The organism is Microbacterium sp. bgisy189 (assembly GCF_965345345.1).
In the GTDB taxonomy this organism is placed as follows: domain Bacteria; phylum Actinomycetota; class Actinomycetes; order Actinomycetales; family Microbacteriaceae; genus Microbacterium.
In genome coordinates, this window is sequence record NZ_CBDRMZ010000013.1 from 13,536 (window position 1) to 29,630 (window position 16,095).

18 protein-coding genes and 1 pseudogene are annotated in these 16,095 nt (G+C 70.3%); 10 read left to right on the forward strand and 9 right to left on the reverse strand.

The window, feature by feature from the left end:
- Positions 1-83: 83 nt before the first annotated feature.
- The 6 genes and pseudogenes from ACSF8R_RS13465 to ACSF8R_RS13490 form a co-directional block, all read right to left on the reverse strand.
- Positions 84-191 (reverse strand): annotated as a pseudogene (locus ACSF8R_RS13465) (QacE family quaternary ammonium compound efflux SMR transporter); the annotation flags it as partial.
- A 42-nt stretch (positions 192-233) separates the two neighbouring features.
- The gene (locus ACSF8R_RS13470) at positions 234-389 is read right to left on the reverse strand and encodes a hypothetical protein (RefSeq protein WP_434812313.1); all 156 of its coding nucleotides are present in this window, start codon (positions 387-389) and stop codon (positions 234-236) included.
- A gap of 30 nt (positions 390-419) precedes the next feature.
- Entirely contained in the window at positions 420-1,298 is an 879-nt protein-coding gene (locus ACSF8R_RS13475) for an ATP-grasp domain-containing protein (RefSeq protein ID WP_434812314.1), read from the reverse strand.
- A 35-nt stretch (positions 1,299-1,333) separates the two neighbouring features.
- On the reverse strand, positions 1,334-2,182 hold the full coding sequence (locus ACSF8R_RS13480; protein ID WP_434812315.1) for a CPBP family intramembrane glutamic endopeptidase: 849 nt from the start codon (positions 2,180-2,182) through the stop codon (positions 1,334-1,336).
- Between the two features lie 17 nt (positions 2,183-2,199).
- A complete protein-coding gene (gene trmB, locus ACSF8R_RS13485; RefSeq protein ID WP_434812316.1) occupies positions 2,200-2,961 on the reverse strand; it encodes a tRNA (guanosine(46)-N7)-methyltransferase TrmB in 762 nt (253 codons plus the stop codon).
- A 108-nt stretch (positions 2,962-3,069) separates the two neighbouring features.
- A complete protein-coding gene (locus ACSF8R_RS13490; protein WP_434812317.1) occupies positions 3,070-3,906 on the reverse strand; it encodes a DUF3097 domain-containing protein in 837 nt (278 codons plus the stop codon).
- Positions 3,907-4,073: 167 nt separating this feature from the next.
- On the opposite strand from ACSF8R_RS13490, the gene ACSF8R_RS13495 reads away from it, so the two are divergent.
- From ACSF8R_RS13495 to ACSF8R_RS13510, 4 genes are all read left to right on the forward strand, one after another.
- Positions 4,074-6,101: a TPM domain-containing protein gene (locus tag ACSF8R_RS13495; RefSeq protein WP_434812318.1), complete on the forward strand. Its 2,028-nt coding sequence runs from the start codon at positions 4,074-4,076 to the stop codon at positions 6,099-6,101.
- Between the two features lie 59 nt (positions 6,102-6,160).
- A complete protein-coding gene (locus tag ACSF8R_RS13500) occupies positions 6,161-6,898 on the forward strand; it encodes a PspA/IM30 family protein (protein WP_434812319.1) in 738 nt (245 codons plus the stop codon).
- A gap of 73 nt (positions 6,899-6,971) precedes the next feature.
- On the forward strand, positions 6,972-7,772 hold the full coding sequence (locus ACSF8R_RS13505; protein WP_434812320.1) for an arginase family protein: 801 nt from the start codon (positions 6,972-6,974) through the stop codon (positions 7,770-7,772).
- Positions 7,769-8,242 (forward strand): Fe-S oxidoreductase, encoded by a 474-nt coding sequence (locus ACSF8R_RS13510; RefSeq protein ID WP_434812321.1) that lies wholly within the window; start codon positions 7,769-7,771, stop codon positions 8,240-8,242. The genes ACSF8R_RS13505 and ACSF8R_RS13510 overlap by 4 nt, the downstream gene beginning before the upstream one ends.
- A 62-nt stretch (positions 8,243-8,304) precedes the next feature.
- Here ACSF8R_RS13510 and ACSF8R_RS13515 read toward each other — a convergent pair whose 3' ends face one another.
- The 3 genes from ACSF8R_RS13515 to ACSF8R_RS13525 form a co-directional block, all read right to left on the reverse strand.
- Complete coding sequence (locus tag ACSF8R_RS13515; protein WP_434812322.1) at positions 8,305-8,790, reverse strand: SIP domain-containing protein; 486 nt, start codon at positions 8,788-8,790, stop codon at positions 8,305-8,307.
- A 70-nt stretch (positions 8,791-8,860) separates the two neighbouring features.
- Positions 8,861-9,565 (reverse strand): tyrosine-protein phosphatase, encoded by a 705-nt coding sequence (locus tag ACSF8R_RS13520; RefSeq protein WP_434812323.1) that lies wholly within the window; start codon positions 9,563-9,565, stop codon positions 8,861-8,863.
- Complete coding sequence (locus ACSF8R_RS13525) at positions 9,562-10,038, reverse strand: carboxymuconolactone decarboxylase family protein (RefSeq protein WP_434812324.1); 477 nt, start codon at positions 10,036-10,038, stop codon at positions 9,562-9,564. The genes ACSF8R_RS13520 and ACSF8R_RS13525 overlap by 4 nt, the downstream gene beginning before the upstream one ends.
- A gap of 52 nt (positions 10,039-10,090) precedes the next feature.
- Here ACSF8R_RS13525 and ACSF8R_RS13530 point away from each other — a divergent pair, with 52 nt between their 5' ends.
- The 6 genes from ACSF8R_RS13530 (at position 10,091) to ACSF8R_RS13555 (ending at position 16,086) form a co-directional block, all read left to right on the forward strand.
- The gene (locus tag ACSF8R_RS13530; RefSeq protein ID WP_434812325.1) at positions 10,091-11,026 is read left to right on the forward strand and encodes an alpha/beta fold hydrolase; all 936 of its coding nucleotides are present in this window, start codon (positions 10,091-10,093) and stop codon (positions 11,024-11,026) included.
- 135 nt (positions 11,027-11,161) lie between these two features.
- Positions 11,162-12,670, forward strand: coding sequence for an ABC transporter substrate-binding protein (locus tag ACSF8R_RS13535; protein ID WP_434812326.1), 1,509 nt, complete (start codon positions 11,162-11,164; stop codon positions 12,668-12,670).
- Complete coding sequence (locus ACSF8R_RS13540) at positions 12,667-13,617, forward strand: ABC transporter permease (protein WP_434812327.1); 951 nt, start codon at positions 12,667-12,669, stop codon at positions 13,615-13,617. Before ACSF8R_RS13535 ends, ACSF8R_RS13540 begins: the two co-directional genes overlap by 4 nt.
- A complete protein-coding gene (locus ACSF8R_RS13545) occupies positions 13,614-14,492 on the forward strand; it encodes an ABC transporter permease (RefSeq protein ID WP_434812328.1) in 879 nt (292 codons plus the stop codon). The genes ACSF8R_RS13540 and ACSF8R_RS13545 overlap by 4 nt, the downstream gene beginning before the upstream one ends.
- The gene (locus ACSF8R_RS13550; RefSeq protein WP_434812329.1) at positions 14,489-15,277 is read left to right on the forward strand and encodes an ABC transporter ATP-binding protein; all 789 of its coding nucleotides are present in this window, start codon (positions 14,489-14,491) and stop codon (positions 15,275-15,277) included. Before ACSF8R_RS13545 ends, ACSF8R_RS13550 begins: the two co-directional genes overlap by 4 nt.
- Positions 15,274-16,086, forward strand: coding sequence for an ABC transporter ATP-binding protein (locus ACSF8R_RS13555; protein WP_434812330.1), 813 nt, complete (start codon positions 15,274-15,276; stop codon positions 16,084-16,086). The genes ACSF8R_RS13550 and ACSF8R_RS13555 overlap by 4 nt, the downstream gene beginning before the upstream one ends.
- Positions 16,087-16,095: the final 9 nt, after the last annotated feature.

Genomic DNA, 16,095 nt, shown 5'->3' on the forward strand with positions numbered 1-16,095 from the left:
CACACGAAGATCGCCCCGGGGCCGAAGCCTCGGGGCGATCATTCTGCGCGGCCATTCGTGGCCGACGAGCTTGAGCCCGACCACACAGCCGCCATGCTCGCGATCAGCGAGACGCCCAAGACGATCGACGGCCCGAGTTTCGTGAAGCCTTCGGACGTGCCGAGGGCGGTCGCCCAGACGGCTTCGAGGATTCCAGATCGGCCCTGATCAAACCTTGGGCAGACCGCGACGCGTCAGGTGCGGCTGCCGAAATGGAACGGCAGCGCGAGCGCGAGCGAGATCGAGAGGATGCCGCCGACGAAGATCAGTCCGCCCCACGCGGGGATGGTGAACGCCAGTCCGAACAGGAAGATGCCCAGCAGGAAGAACAGGGCGTACAGAATGAACACAGTGACCTCCAGGCTGTCGTCTCTTTGATCCTAGCGACCGACGGCGGCGAGGATCGCCGCGGCGAGCCGATCGGCCGACCCCGGCACGTGGTCGAGGAACAGCGACGGTTCCGTCAACTCGAGTTCGAGCACCACCGGTCCGTCCGGAGCGCGGAGCAGATCGATGCGGGCGTAGAGCAGGTCAGCAACGTTCGGGACGGCGGCGAGCGCACGCTCGGCGACGAGGAGCTCGTCGGGCGCGGCGTCGCGCCGCGACATCTCCTCTTGCAGAAAAAGTCCTGCCGCCGGCTGCATGCCGCGGGTGAGGAGCGGCCCCTTGCGCATGGCATGCGAGACCGTTCCGCCGATCACGACGACCGCGGTCTCACCGACCTCATCGACGCTCGCGAGGTACGGCTGCACCATGACGACCCTGCCTGCGTCGAGGAGCGAGCCGGCATGGCTGATCGAACGCTCGGGTTCGTCGGCCGTGAACCGGAGCGTGTCTTTCGACCCGGCCGACACGACGGGCTTGACGACGTGCTCCTCGTGGAGAAAGGCGTGGGTGCTCGGGTCATCACCCGGCTCGAGGAACTCGGTGGGCACGGTCGGTACCCCGGCGGCGGCGAGGTCGCGCAAGTACCGCTTGTCGGTGTTCCAGGCCAGCACGTCGGCAGGATTGTGCAGCCGGGTCAGTTGCGACACGCGCTGTGTCCACGCGATGAACTCGTCGTGGCGACGCGCGTAGTCCCAGGTGGAGCGGACGACGACCACATCGAACCCGCCCCAGTCGACGGTCTCGTCGTCCCAGACGGCAGGTTCGGCCGCCGCCCCCGCGCCACGCAGCGCATCGCGCAGCTGCATGCCTTCGGCGTCGAGCCCTCCCTCGACCTCGGACGCGGTGGCAAGGGCGATGCGCGCGGTGTTCACCGCACCATCCTGCCCGATCGGCTGCCCCGGCACGGTCAGGGCGAGACGAGGAAGATCGCGTCCAGCAGTCCCGGGTTGTGCGCGTGGACGAGCACGCCGAACACGACGGCGTCGAAGAGCAGATGCACCGTCACCACGTAGGCGAGGGAGCGGGTGCGCAAGAAGATGAAGCCCTGCAGCAGCGCGAACGGAATCGTGAGGAACGGTCCCCACGCCTGGTAGCCGAGCTCCCACAGGAACGAGACGAAGACGATCGCCTGCAGCACGTTCGCCGCGGCATCGGCGAAGTGACGGCGCAGCAACGCGAAGCACGTGCAGATGAAGAACAGTTCGTCCCAGATGCCGACCGCGCCGACCCCCACGAACAGGCGCGCGATGAGGTTCGGGGTGTCGACGACGGGCCAGTTCAGGTACACGCCCGAGGTGATGAAGTAGTACGGCAGGATGAGCCAGCCGAGCACGAGCACCACGGCAAGCCACACCCACTGGAACGTCGACCAGCGCCCGCCGCCGCGCCACGGGAACCGGATGGCGTGATCGCGGTAGACGAACCGCGAGATCACGTACGGCACGGCAACCGCTCCCCCGAGTGCGAGCGTGAAGCGCACCATCGCCGCATCGTCGAGCTCAGCCTTCAGTTCGATGAGGCTGACGATCACGAGGCCGATCGCGATGAGTGACAGGTCGCGCGTGAGGCTCGGACCGGATGCCGTGACCGAGCGACGCTCGAGGACGGCCGCCGCCACGATTCCGGCCGCCAGCAGCGTCCACCCGAGCCACGGCAGCAGCAGCACGAAGAACGCCGGGGCCGCCAGACACACCAGCAGCGCCGGGATCGTGCCGAGCGAGACGACCGGGCGGGCGGCTGCGGCATCCGTCTTCATGCGCGTTCCTCCTGCGGTCATGGCCGGTCAGAGCGGCGCTGGGCACGGCGGTAGACGAGGTCGCGGATCTGCCGCCCCTTCGCGATGCCCTTGCGCTCGAACGCGGTCATGACGCGTCCCTCGAACCGGTCGGCCCACTCCCCCTCGAACGCCGGCGTGAAGCCGTCGGCGCCTGCCATGACCTCGCGCATCTGCAGCGCGTAGTCCTCCCAGTCGGTCGCCAGCCGAAGCAGCCCGCCGTCGCGCAGCGCGCGTGCCGCGATCGGCGGGAAGGCGGGTGCGATCAGGCGCCGCTTGTTGTGCTTGGCCTTGTGCCACGGGTCGGGGAAGAAGATCCACAGTTCGTCGACCGAAGCCTCGGGCAGGAGGTGTTCGAGCACCTCGGGGGCGTTGGCCTCGACGAGGCGCAGGTTGCGGGCGCCGGCTCGGTCGGCGTCGAGCATCGTGCGGGCAAGGCCCGCCCGGAACACCTCGACGGCGAGGAAGTCCGTTTCGGGTGTGTGTGCGGCGGCATGCACGATCGCGTGCCCCTGCCCCGACCCGATCTCGACGACCAGCGGCGCGGTGCGACCGTACACGGCGGCCGGGTCCACGGTGGTGCCGGGGCGGATGCTGGTGGCCGCGGCATCCCGTTCGACGTCGATGACGTAGTGCCCGCTGAGTTCTGCCCAGGCGCGCTCCTGCCCGTCGCTCATGCGGCCGCTGCGGCGCACGAACGAGACGGGCGTGTCGCGGAAGCGGCGCGGCTCGGCGGAGGTGGACGGGTCGTGCTGCGGCATGGTCTCCAGGCTACCGAGCGGGTGGGATGCCGGCGTGCCGGGTCTCGATACACCGCGGCTGCGCCGCGGCACTCGACCACCGGAAGGGTTCAGCGAGACGAAACGGTGTCAGTCGGTGGTGACGAAGTCGATGAGCTCCTCGACGCGGCCCAGCAGTGCGGGGTCGAGGTCGCGGTAGGTCTTCACGGCGCCGAGGATGCGCTGCCAGTTGCCGGCGAGGTCAGCCTGGTCGTCGGCCGGCCACCCGAGCGCCCTGCTCACGCCGACCTTCCATTCGATGCCGCGCGGCACCTTCGGCCACGCGGCGATGCCGAGCGAAGACGGCCGCACGCATTCCCAGACATCGATGTAGGGGTGTCCGACGATCTTCAGGTGCCGCCCGTGCGGCCCCCGAAGGATCTGCTCCGCGATGCGCGACTCCTTCGACCCCGACACGAGGTGGTCCACGAGCACCCCGTAGCGGCGTTCAGGTGAGGGCGGGTCCTCACGCAGCAGGTCGCCGAGCAGATCGACACCCTGCAGGTACTCGACGACGACGCCTTCGACCCGCAGGTCGGCGCCCCACACCTTCTCGACCAGTTCGGCGTCGTGACGGCCTTCGACGAGGATACGGCTGGCCCGCGCGACCCTCGCCCGCTCCTGCGGGGCCGCGAACGACCCGGATGCCGTGCGGGCGCGCCCCTGCGGGGCCTTCGGCTTCGCGGGCACCAGTTCGACGAGCCCGCCGTCGATGAGAAAGCCGGGGCCGAACGGGAACAGCCGTCGACGGCCATTGCGGTCCTCCAGCTCGACCATGCCCGACTGCGAGCCGACCACGGCGCCGCAGTAGCCGTCGGCTGCGACCTCGACGACGAGGTCGCGTTCGGCCTCGACACGCGGCGTCTGCCGACGTCCGACATCGCGCCAACCGGCTGCCAGCACATCGGATCCGTAACGGTCGTCCATGGGTTCCCTCCGACCGCGTGAGCCTAGCCCGGACTCGCCGAAGCCCGACGCAGCGACCCGCCCGCGCGGCCACCCTGCTGTTTCCTGTCCCTTCCCTATGCCGTATGTCGGCGGACGCATAGACTCACTCTGCAAGGATGGGCTCTCCGGCGATGAAGGGTGGACCGATGGGCTCCCGATGGGCATTGACGCTGACGGCTGCGGCCGCGGTCGTGCTCGGGAGCGCGTCCGCCGCGACCGCAACCGGCCCCGTCTCGCTCGACGAGAACCAGTTCCTCGACGCGTCCGATGTGCTCTCCGCCTCGCAGGAGCAGACCGTGCAGGATCGCCTGGTCGCCCTCTCCGATGAGACCGACGTCGACCTGTGGGTCGTCTATGTCGACGACTTCACGAATCCGACCAGCAGCGAGGAGTGGGCCAACGCGACGGCGCTCGCGAACGGCCTCGGCACGAACCAATACCTGCTCGCGGTCTCGACCGAAGGTCGGCAGTTCTACCTGTCAGGCGACTCCGAAGGGCCGGTCAACGGTGATGCGCTCACCGCGATCGAGCAGCAGCGCATCCAACCCGAGTTGGCGGCCGACGACTGGGCGGGTGCGGCGGTCGCCGCGGCAGACGGACTCGAGGATGCCGCGGGCGGTGGCAGCGGCGGAGTCTCCGACTCGAGCGGCGGCGGCACCGGTCTGCTGATCCTGCTCGGCGTGCTGGTCGTCGCCGGCGTCATCGTCGCGATCATCATGGTTCGCCGACGCGGCAAGGGCACCGCCGGTGGCGGCGCGCAGCTTCCCGGCCAGGCGCCGGCGGAGCCCCTCGAACAGCTCGAGAAGCGCGCGAAGGCGTCGCTGGTGCAGACCGACGACGCCATCAAGACCAGTGAGCAGGAGCTCGGGTTCGCGCGAGCCCAGTTCGGGGACGCCGCCACAGCCGAGTTCGCCGGTGTGCTGGATGCCGCGAAGAAGGCACTCGACACCGCGTTCTCGTTGCAGCAGCAGCTCGATGACGCCACGCAGGACACCGAGGCGCAGCAGCGTGAATGGTGCACGCAGATCCTGCAGCTGACCGAGACGGCGAATGAAGAACTCGACGCGAAGGCCGAGTCGTTCGACGAGCTACGTCAGCTCGAGCAGAACGCCCCCGAAGCCCTCGCCCGGGTGCAGGAGCTGCATGCCACCGTCAGCGGCGGGCTGGACGCCGCCGCGACACGGCTCTCGACTCTGCAGGCGAGCTACGCGCCCGAAGCGCTCGCGACCGTCGCCGACAATCCGACGCAGGCGCGTTCCCGTCTCGCGTTCGCGACCGAACAGCTCGCGGTCGCCGAGCAGGCGATCGGCGCCGGCGACGGGTCGGCGGCAGCCGTCGGCATCCGTGCCGCGGAGGAGGCGGTCGGGCAGGCGAAGCTCCTCGACGACGCGATCGACAAGCTCGGTGACGATCTCGCCGCCGGTGAGCAGAGCGCGCAGGCCCTCATCGCCGACCTCGAGAAGGATCTCGCCACGGCGGCCGCGCTGCCCGACGGCGACGGGCGCCTCGCCCCGATCATCGCCGGTACGCGGCAGCAGGTCGGCGCCGCACGGGAGAACCTGTCCGGCGCGGCCAAGCGGCCGCTCGTGACCCTGCAGGCCCTCGAACAGGCCAACGCCGAGATCGACGCGGCCATCGCGGGGGTGCGCACCGCGCAGGAGCAGGCCGACCGCGCGCGCCAGATGCTCGATCAGACGCTCATGCAGGCCGCCTCGCAGGTCTCCGCGGCCGAGGACTTCATCACGTCCCGCCGCGGCGCCGTCGGCGCGACCGCACGCACGCGGCTTGCCGAAGCCGGCTCATCGCTCGTGCATGCCCGCCAGCTGGCCCAGACCGACCCGACGCAGGCACTCGGCCTCGCCCAGCGTGCGCACCAGCTTGCCGGCGAAGCCATTCAGCACGCGCAGAACGACGTCGGCGCCTTCTCCGGCGGCGGCGGCATGTTCGGCGGCGGCTCGAGTGGTGGCGGCGACATGATGGGCGCCGTCCTCGGCGGCATTGTGCTCAATTCCGTCCTCGGTGGCGGCGGCATGTTCGGCGGAGGTGGCGGACGCTCCTCCGGCGGCGGCATGTTCGGCGGCGGCGGCATGTTCGGCGGTGGAGGCGGCGGCATCCGCCCCGGAAGCTTCGGCGGCGGCGGCACACGCGCCCGCCGAGGAGGGGGACGCTTCTGAGCCTCTTCCGCAGATCCTCACGATCACGATCCGACAGATTCCCGATGAAAGGAAACACGATGGCAAAGCAGTCCATCTTCGGCCGCATCTCGACGCTGGTGAAGGCGAACATCAACGCCCTCATCGACGCCGCGGAAGACCCGGAGAAGATGCTCGATCAGCTCGTCCGCGACTACACCAACAACATCGCGGACGCCGAGGCGGCGATCGCCGAGACGATCGGCAACCTGCGCCTGCTCGAGCGCGACCACCAGGAGGACGTCAAGGCGGCCGAGGAGTGGGGCAACAAGGCCCTCGCCGCCAGCCGCAAGGCCGACGAGCTGCGCACCGCGGGCAACACGACCGATGCCGACAAGTTCGACAACCTCGCCAAGATCGCGCTGCAGCGCCAGATCAGCGAGGAGAACGAGGCCAAGGCCATCGGGCCCTCGATCGAGTCGCAGACCGAGGTCGTCGAGAAGCTCAAGGACGGCCTCAACGGCATGAAGCAGAAGCTGGAGCAGCTTCGGTCGAAGCGCTCCGAACTGCTGGCGCGTGCCAAGACCGCCGAGGCGCAGAACAAGGTGCACGACGCGGTCAAGTCGATCGACGTGCTCGACCCGACCAGCGAGCTGGGCCGGTTCGAAGACAAGGTGCGCCGCCAGGAGGCGCTCGCGGCCGGCAAGCAGGAGCTCGCCGCCTCGACGCTCGACGCCCAGTTCAACGCGCTCGAGGACATCGGTGAGCTGACCGAGGTCGAGGCGCGCCTGGCCGCGCTGAAGACCGGCGGCAGCAGCGCCCCCGCGATCGGTCAGTGATCGCACCGGTGCGGCGTCGGACGTGTTCCGGCGCCGCACCGTCGTCTTCTCCCCCTCCCCGAAGGACCGACTGATGGCACGTTTCCTCGTGGTGCCGCAGTGGCAGGGCTCCCCCTCCACGCGGCCGATGCTCCAGGCCGACGGCGCGGAGGCGATCGCGGGCGACCTGCCGCGCGCCGCGTGCCGCACGATCGACGTGCCGCTCGAGGCCGGCGAGATGCTGGACACCGGCATCCGCCGCTACAGCAGTCTGCGCCGTGTGCAGGATGCCGTGGCGGAGGCCCTCGCCGACGCTGACGCGATCGTCGTCGGCGGCGACTGCGGCGTGGCCGTGCCCGCGATCTCGGACGCGCTTGCCCGCCACCCGAACGCAGCGGTCGTGTGGTTCGACGCGCACGCCGATCTGCACACAGCCGCATCGTCGACGTCCGGGGCCTTCGCGGGCATGGCGCTGCGCGCCGCCGCCGGCGACGGTGCGCTCGGAGCCCCGCATCCCGTCCGGATGGACCGCGTCGTGCTGGCGGGCGCCCGCGAGTTCGACCCCGCCGAATCCGACCTGATCGCGTCCGAGGGAATCACGGTGATCAGCGTCGACGCCGATCCCGACGCGTTCGTCGAGGCCGTCGCAGCCACCGGCGCCGACGCCGTCTACCTCCATGTCGACCTGGATGTGCTCGACCCGGCGGAGGTCACCGGGTTGAGCGACCCGGTGCCGTTCGGCATGACGGTGCCGCAACTCACCGCCGCGATCACAGCGCTGCGAGCCCGCTTCCCCCTCGCCGGCGCATCACTGGCTGCCTTCGCGCCGGCAAGCCCCGCGGCCGCGGTCGACGACATGGGCGCGATTCTGCGCATCGTCGGAGCGCTCGCGTGAGCGCACGGCCCACGGCCGGTTGGGAAGCCAGGGCCGAGCGCGCCGTCGCGCGCGGCGAGCGCTTCGACCGCTTCATTCCCGGCATCCTGCTCGACTCCCCCATCAGCGCGATCGGCTACGCGTGGGGCACGGCAGTGGGGTTCGTGTGGGGCAGCCTGTGGTCGACCGGTCGCGTCCAACGTCGCGCCGGACTGTGGGTCTTCTCGGGCATGCCGAACTGGACCTTCGGTCGCGGCGGCGTGTGCGTGGGCGGGTGCTTCCTCACCGGCGATACCCGCATCTCTGACGCCTTGCTGCGCCACGAAGCGGTGCACGCCCGGCAGTGGCGTCGATACGGCGCGCTCATGCCGTTCCTCTACTGGGCTGCGGGTCGCGATCCGCTCACGAACCGGTTCGAGGTGCTCGCCGGGCTCGAAGACGGCAACTACGTGCGCCGTCGCCGCACCCCCAGCACCACGACTGCGCCATAAGACGACGACTGCTGCGCCGATCGATGGCGCGGGTGCCGCGAAGTGGCGCAGTCGCGGAGTGCTCAGGCCGAGACGAGGCCGAACCGAGCCGGCACGTTGACGGATGCCGCATCCATGCCGAGCGTCTCAGTGAGGTGGTCGAAGATGTCGGCCGTGCCGAGGAACCCGCCCAGCAGGTGCACACGCGTGCCGCGGTCGTCGGCGCAGAGCATCTCGTCGGCCCAGCCGGTGACGGCGCGGGCGAGCGCCTGACCGGCGCTGCAGGAGCGGCCGCTGCCGGGTGCGCCGGTGCGCTGCGAACGATCGAGCCACGTCACCGTCATGCGCGCGGGCGCGGCGATCTCGCCGATCCACGACGCGTCGGGCACTTCGATGAACACGCGACCGGTCGAGCAGATCGGGAGCGTTGCCACCAGCGCCTGCAGCTCTGCGAGCGACGTCTCGTCGGCGGTGACCAGATGCTGCACGCGCGCATGCTTCGACGCCCGGCAGGCGGTCGCACTGTGTGCGGCGGTCTGTGCGGCGGAGTGCGTGGTGGTCGTGGTCATGCCTCGAGTATACCCGCAAAGATAGGTATGCCTTACCTCAGATGACACCGGGTGACGCGGCAGGCGGACGTCAGGCGACGAGCACGCGGCGGAGCGCACGCAGTTCGTCGTCGCCGAGCCCATTGGCCGCCAGGTACTCGGCAGCGCCACCGAACCGACCTCGCAGATCGGCGAGCATTCCCGCCATCGCCGACGCCGGCGACAGGGTCGCGAGCTCCTCGAGGTGGCGCGCCGCGGGGAACGCGCGGCGCAGATACCCGAGCACCCGCTCGTTGCGGGCAGGCGGCAGCAGCGCCTCCGTTCGCGCGTAATCGGCGACGACGGCATCGTCGTCGACGCCCGCCGCGGCCAGCGCGAGCGCGACCGTCACCCCGGTGCGGTCTTTGCCGAGGGTGCAGTGCACGAGCACGGGCTGATCGGCCAGCACGGCGCGAACCACCTCGACCATCCGCTCCCCCGAATCGTCGACGAGCGAGCGGTAGAGGTCGGCGAGGGTGAGGTCCTCGGCGAAGAACGACGCCGCAGAGCCTGCGAACAGCGGCAACCGCACCGTGAGGCCATCGAAGGCGGGCGCCGTCGGCTCCATGGCGCGTTCGGCGTCGTCGCGCAGATCGACGATGCGACGCAGCCCCAGCGCCCGCAGCGCCCGCTCTCCGTCGGCACCGAGACGTGCCAGGTTGCCGGAGCGGAACAGGACGCCCGACCGCGTCGTGCCCGCGCCGGCGCTGAGCCCGCCGACATCACGCAGATTCAGCGCACCGGGAACGTCGGTCATGCGTGCTCACCGCGGCGCGGCGGCACGGGGTACTTGCCCGCGATCGTGATGCGGTTGAACGCGTTGATCGAGACGAGCAGCCAGCTCAGCGCGACGTACTCCTGCTCGGTGAGGATGCCGCCGACGTGGTCGTACACGTCGTCCGGCACGCCCTCTTCGTGGATGTACACGTACCGCTCGGCGAGGTCGAGCGCCGCACGCTCCCGCCCCGTGAACACACCCGATTCGCGCCACGTGGCGATCTGGGCGATCTCATCGGCCGTGAGTCCCGCCGCGACCCCGCGGTCGACGTGCACCCGCACGCAGTAGGCGCAGCCGTTGAGCTGCGAGGAGTGGATGAGCGCGATCTCCTTGAGCCGGTCGTCGATGCCGGCGTCGGCGGCGATCGTGCCGACGGTCTTCGAGAACTCCTCGAGCGCGTCGTACGCCGGACGCGCAGAACGGGACAGGTGGACGCGGCGCTCAGTGGTCATGCACCCAGCCTATTTCGACGACCGCCGCACCGGCTCATGCACAATGGTGCGGATGAGCGAATTCCAGTTCCTCGCCGAGCAGGCCGCAGCCCTCGGCATCGATGCCGCGCCGCCGGTCGAGCGCCTGACGCACACGCTGCCCGACGGTCGCACCGTGAGCGCCCTGCGCTTCGGCGACGCCCCGCCCGTTGCCACGTTCCTGCACGGGGCAGGGCTGAACGCCCACACGTGGGACGTGACGATCCTCGCGACGGGCCTGCCCGCACTCGCGATCGACCTGCCCGGCCACGGCGACTCGTCGTGGCGCGACGACGCCGTCTACACCGGCCGCGCACTGGCCCCAGACGTCGCCGCCGCGATCACCGCCTGGACCGATCGCCCGCAGGTCGTCGTCGGCCAGTCGCTCGGGGGTCTCACCGGTGCGGCGCTCGCGGCATCGCGCCCCGACCTCGTCCGCGAACTCATCGTCGTCGACATCACCCCCGGCATCGACCCGAACGGCGGCGCCGCCGAACTGCGGAAGTTCTTCGCCGGGCCAACCGACTGGGCCTCGCGCGAAGAGCTCGTCGAGCGGGCGCTGGCCTTCGGGCTCGGCGGAACGCGTGAGGCGGCCACGAAGGGCGTCCTCCTCAACTCGCGCGTCCGCCCCGACGGACGCGTCGAGTGGAAGCACCACTTCGCGCGCCTCGCGAACGCCCTCGCCTCCGACGCGGACGCTGCCGCGGAGCACGACCGGCAGCAGGACGGTGTCGCGCGCGTGCTCGCAGCGTCTGGGTGGGACGACCTCGCCGGGGTGATCGCACCCCTCACCCTCGTGCGCGGAACCCGCGGATATCTCACCGACGCAGACCGCAACACGTTCGCCGAGCGCGTGCCGCAGGCGACGATCGTCGAACTCGACGCACCGCACAACGTGCAGGAGCAGCGCCCCGCCGAACTGGCCGCGCTCGTCGTGGATGCCGCAACCCGCGGCACCGGGAACAGCTGACGACCCGAAGCCGTTGCATGACGGCGGATGCACCCGCCGTCCGCGCAGGAGCCTAGGCTGTACTCCGCACCTGAGTTCGCAGGGCGGCACGACAGCAACGACGCCTCCCTGCCCCTTGTGAAAGGACCCCCGCACATGCCCCGTCGTACAGCGCTCGTCGCCGCGGCCCTCGTGACCGCCGGCATCCTCGCACTTGCGGGCTGCACCGGCGAACCCGCCGAATCCCCCTCTGCGACCACCGGCACACCCGACCCGAACGCGAGCGTCGCCATCCGCCTGGTGCTCGAGCCCGGCAACCTCGACATCCGGCAGACGGCCGGCGTCTCGCTCGACCAGATCTTGATCGACAACGTCTACCAGGGCCTCGTCGCGCGCACCGCGGAGGGCGAGATCGTGCCCTCGCTCGCAGAATCGTTCGACGTGAGCGAGGACGGCCTCACCTACACGTTCGAGCTGCGCGAGGGCGTGCTGTTCCATGACGAGCAGGAGCTCACCGCGGCCGATGTCGTGTGGTCGCTGCAGACCCGCAGGGACTCCGACACGTGGAGCGACGCCGACCGGCTTGCCCGCGTCGACCGCATCGCCGCGGAGGGGCAGACCATCACCCTCACGCTGAGCGAGCCCGACTCATCACTGTTGTGGAACCTCACCGGCCGCGCCGGCATCGTCTTGAAGAAGGACGACAAGGTCACCTACGAGACCGCGGCCAACGGGACCGGTCCGTTCACCCTCACCGACTGGAAGCAGGGCGACAGCATCACGCTGACCCGCTTCGACGGCTATTGGGGCGAGGTGGCGCAGGTCGCCGAGGTCGTCTTCCCGTTCATCCCCGACAACCAGGCCGCCATCAACGCGGCCATCGACGGCGACGTCGACGTGCTGACCGGGTTCGATGCGACCCTCACGGAGCAGATCGAGGGCAGCGGCTTCTCGGTCGAGATCGGCAGCGCGACCGACAAGAGCGTGCTCGCGATGAACAGCACGAGCGGGCCGCTGGCCGATGTGCGGGTGCGCGAGGCGATCCGTCTGGCCATCGACCACGACTCGATCGTCGCGGCGGTCGGCTCGGGCCAGACCCTGTACGGACCGATCCCCGAACCCGACCCGGGCTTCGAAGACCTCTCCGACGTCGTCTCGTACGACCCCGAGGCCGCGAAGGCGCTGCTGGCCGAGGCGGATGCCGAAGAGCTCGACCTGACCCTCACGATCCCGTCGGCCTACGGCACGACGCTGCAGCAGATCCTGGTCTCGAACCTGAACGCCGTCGGCATCACGCTGAAGGTGGATGCCGTCGATTTCGGCACGTGGATCAGCGACGTCTACTCGAACAAGGACTACGAGCTCAGCATCGTCAACCACGCCGAGCCCCGCGACTTCGAGAACTGGGCGAACCCCGACTACTACTTCACGTACGACAACACCGAGGTGCAGGACCTGTACCAGCAGTCGCTGTCGTCCACTGACGAGGGCGAAGCGGCAGAACTGCTGGCACAGGCCGCGCGCATCGTGTCCGAAGACCACGCCGCCGACTGGCTGTACAACTGGTCGTCGGTCGTGGCGGTCTCGCCCGATGTGGCCGGTATGCCCACCGACAACGTCAACTCGCGCATCAACCTCGCCGAGATCACCAAGAGCGACGGGTGATCCGCTACGCGCTGACCCGACTGGCCCTGCTCGTGCTGGGGCTTGTCGTGGCCAGCGTGCTGATCTTCCTCACGCTTCGGGTGCTGCCCGGCGACGTCGCGCAGCAGATCGCCGGAACGAACGCCTCGCCGGCGCAGGTCGACGCGATCCGTGAGCGACTGGGACTGAACGAGCCGCTCACGACGCAGTACGTGCAGTGGGCGACGGGCGTCCTCCGCGGCGATCTCGGCGCCTCGCTGCGAACCGGCACCCCCGTCGTCGAAGAGCTCGTCGAGAAGGCGGCCGTCACGGTGCCGCTGGGACTGCTGGCGATGGTGATCGCGCTGCTGATCGCGTTGCCGTTCGGCGTGCTCTCGGCGATCCGCCGCGGCCGGGCCGACGGCACGACGCTCTCGGTGGGCGCTCAGGCGATCGCGGCCGTGCCGGTCGTGTGGGCGGGCATGATGCTCGTCGTCGTGTTCGCGGTGTGGCTGGGCTGGCTCCCCGCGCAAGGCTTTCCCCGGGACGGCTGGGACGAGCCGGGACGTGCGTTGCGCTCGCTGGTGCTGCCCGCACTGACGATCGGCATCGTCGAGGGCGCCATGCTGATGCGATTCGTACGCAGCGCCACCCTGCAGGCGATCGGCCAGGACTACGTGCGCACCGCTGCGGCGAAGGGGCTCACCCGCACGCAGGCGCTCCTGCGCCACGGCCTGCCCAACGTCGGGCTCTCGATCATCAGCGTGCTCGGCCTGCAGGTGGCCGGCATCATCGTCGGCGCCGTCGTCATCGAGCAGCTGTTCACCCTGCCCGGCATCGGACGGATGCTCGTGGCCGATGTCGGCCTGCGCGACCTGCCCAAGGTGCAGGGAGAACTGCTGGTGATGACCGGCATCGTGCTGCTCATCGGATTTCTCGTCGACCTGCTGCACCGCGTGATCGACCCCCGACAGCGGGAGGCGGCATGAGGATCCCCGGCTGGCTGCGTCGCCTCTGGCGCACGGCATCGGGCCGCTTCGGCGTCATCGTCGTCGTGGTCGTCGGCGTCACGGCACTCATCGCACGGTTCTGGACCCCGTTCGACCCGATCGACGTCGACATTCCGGGTGCCTGGCAGAGCCCGAACTGGCCGCACCTGCTCGGCACCGACAACACGGGGCGCGACATCCTGAGCCTGCTCATGGCCGGCGCGCGCACGACGGTGTGGGTGGCCGCGGGTGCAGGGCTCGTCGCGACGCTGCTCGGTCTCGCGCTCGCCGCGCTCGGCGCCCTGACCGCTCGGTGGGTGCGCGAATCGACCGCGGTGCTCGTCGACATCCTCGTCGCCTTTCCCGTGCTGCTGATCGCCATGATGCTCTCGTCGGTGTGGGGCGGGTCGCTCCTGGTCGTGATCGTCTCGGTCGGCATCGGCTTCGGGGTGAACGTCGCCCGCGTCACGCGCCCCGAACTGCGCCGCGTGCTGCACAGCGATTTCGTGGTCGCCGCGCGCGCGTCCGGCCTCACCGGTGGGCAGGTCCTCATGCGTCACCTGCTGCCCAACGTCGCGCCCGTGTTCATCGTGCAGCTGTCGTGGGGCATGGCCGTCGCCGTGCTCGCCGAAGCAGGCCTGAGCTATCTCGGCTTCGGCGCACCCGTGACCGAGCCGTCGTGGGGCGTGCTGCTGAGCGACCTGCAGCTGCACATCACGACCCATCCGCTCTCGGTCGTCTGGCCCGGACTCGCGATCACCCTGACCGTCCTGGGACTCAACCTGCTCGGCGACGGGCTGCGCGAAGCGACCGATCCGACCCTGTCGCAGCGCACCGCTGCTGCGCGCACGCACACGCCGGCGGTGGTGGCATGAGCCTCATCGTCCGCGACCTCGTGATCACGATCGGCGACCGGCGCGTCGTCGACGGCGTGTCGTTCGAGGTGCCCGACGGTGCCCGCGTGGGACTGATCGGCGAATCGGGATCAGGCAAGTCCCTCACCGCCCTCGCGCTGCTCGGGCTGCTGCCCGACGGCGCGACGGCGAGCGGCAGCATCCTCTGGAACGGCCGCGAACTCGTCGGCATGCGCGACCGCGAGCTGGCAGAGCTCCGCGGCGACGAGATCGGCATCGTCTTCCAAGAGCCGCGGACCGCCCTCAACCCCATCCGCACCGTCGGCCGCCAGATCGCGGAGTCGATCCGCATCCACCAACCCGTCTCGCGGCGCGAAGCCGCCCAGCGGGCCGTCGCGGAGGCAGAGCGGATGCGGCTGCCCGCACCCGCGTCGATCGTCGCCCGCTACCCGCACCAGCTGTCGGGCGGCCAACGGCAGCGCGTCGCGATCGCGATGGCACTCGCATGCAGGCCACGCCTGCTGATCGCCGACGAACCGACCACCGCCCTCGACGTGACCATCCAGGCCGAAATCCTCGAGCTGCTCCTCGACCTCGTCGAAGACGACGGAATGTCACTCGTGTTCATCACGCACGACCTCGCCGTCCTGTCGCAGATCGCGACGCACGCCGTTGTGCTCGAAGACGGCCGTGTCGTCGAACAGGGCGCCCTCTCGACCCTGCTCACCGAGCCGGCCTCCCCCGTGACGCAGGGGCTCCTGCGCGACGCGACCACCACCCTGTGGCGCCCGGGAGGTGCCGCATGAGCGACGCGCTCATCACCGGACGGGGGCTCACCCGCCGCTTCCGCGCACCGGCGAAGCGGCTCTTCGCCCCCGCGCAATGGACGACCGCGCTCGAAGACGCCGACGTCGACGTGCGTGCGGGCTCGGCGGTCGGCATCATCGGCGAGTCCGGTTCGGGCAAGTCGACGCTCGTGCGACTGCTCACCGGCCTCGACGTCCCCGACGAAGGAACCGTCACCGTGGACGGCACACAGGTCGACGCTCGGGCCCGCGCGCGAGACCTGCACTGGCTGCGTCGCCAGACCGGCATCGTCTTCCAGGACCCGTATGCGTCGCTCGACCCGCGTATGAGCGTCGGCCGCGTCATCGCTGAACCGCTGTGGGCGCTCGAGATCGACGGCGACCGCCGGGAGCGGGTGCGCGACGTCCTGCGACAGGTGGGGCTGGAGCCCGAGATGGCCGAGCGCTACCCGCACGAGTTCTCGGGCGGTCAACGGCAGCGGATCGCGCTGGCCCGCGCCATCGTGCACCGCCCCCGCATCCTCGTCGGCGACGAACCGCTCTCGGCACTGGACGTGACGGTGCGCGCGCAGATCCTCGACCTGCTGCGCGACCTGCGGGCGACGCAGGACCTCACCCTCGTGATGGTCTCGCACGACATCGGCGTCGTGCAGAACCTGTGCGACGAGGTCATCGTCATGAAGGACGGTCGCATCGTCGAAGAGGGCCCGACCGAGAAGGTGCTGCTCGAACCGCAGGTCGCCTACACGCGGCGACTGCTCGCGTCGATCCCGGTCATCGCGACGCCTCGTCCGCCGTCGGGGCACTGACCCGTCGCC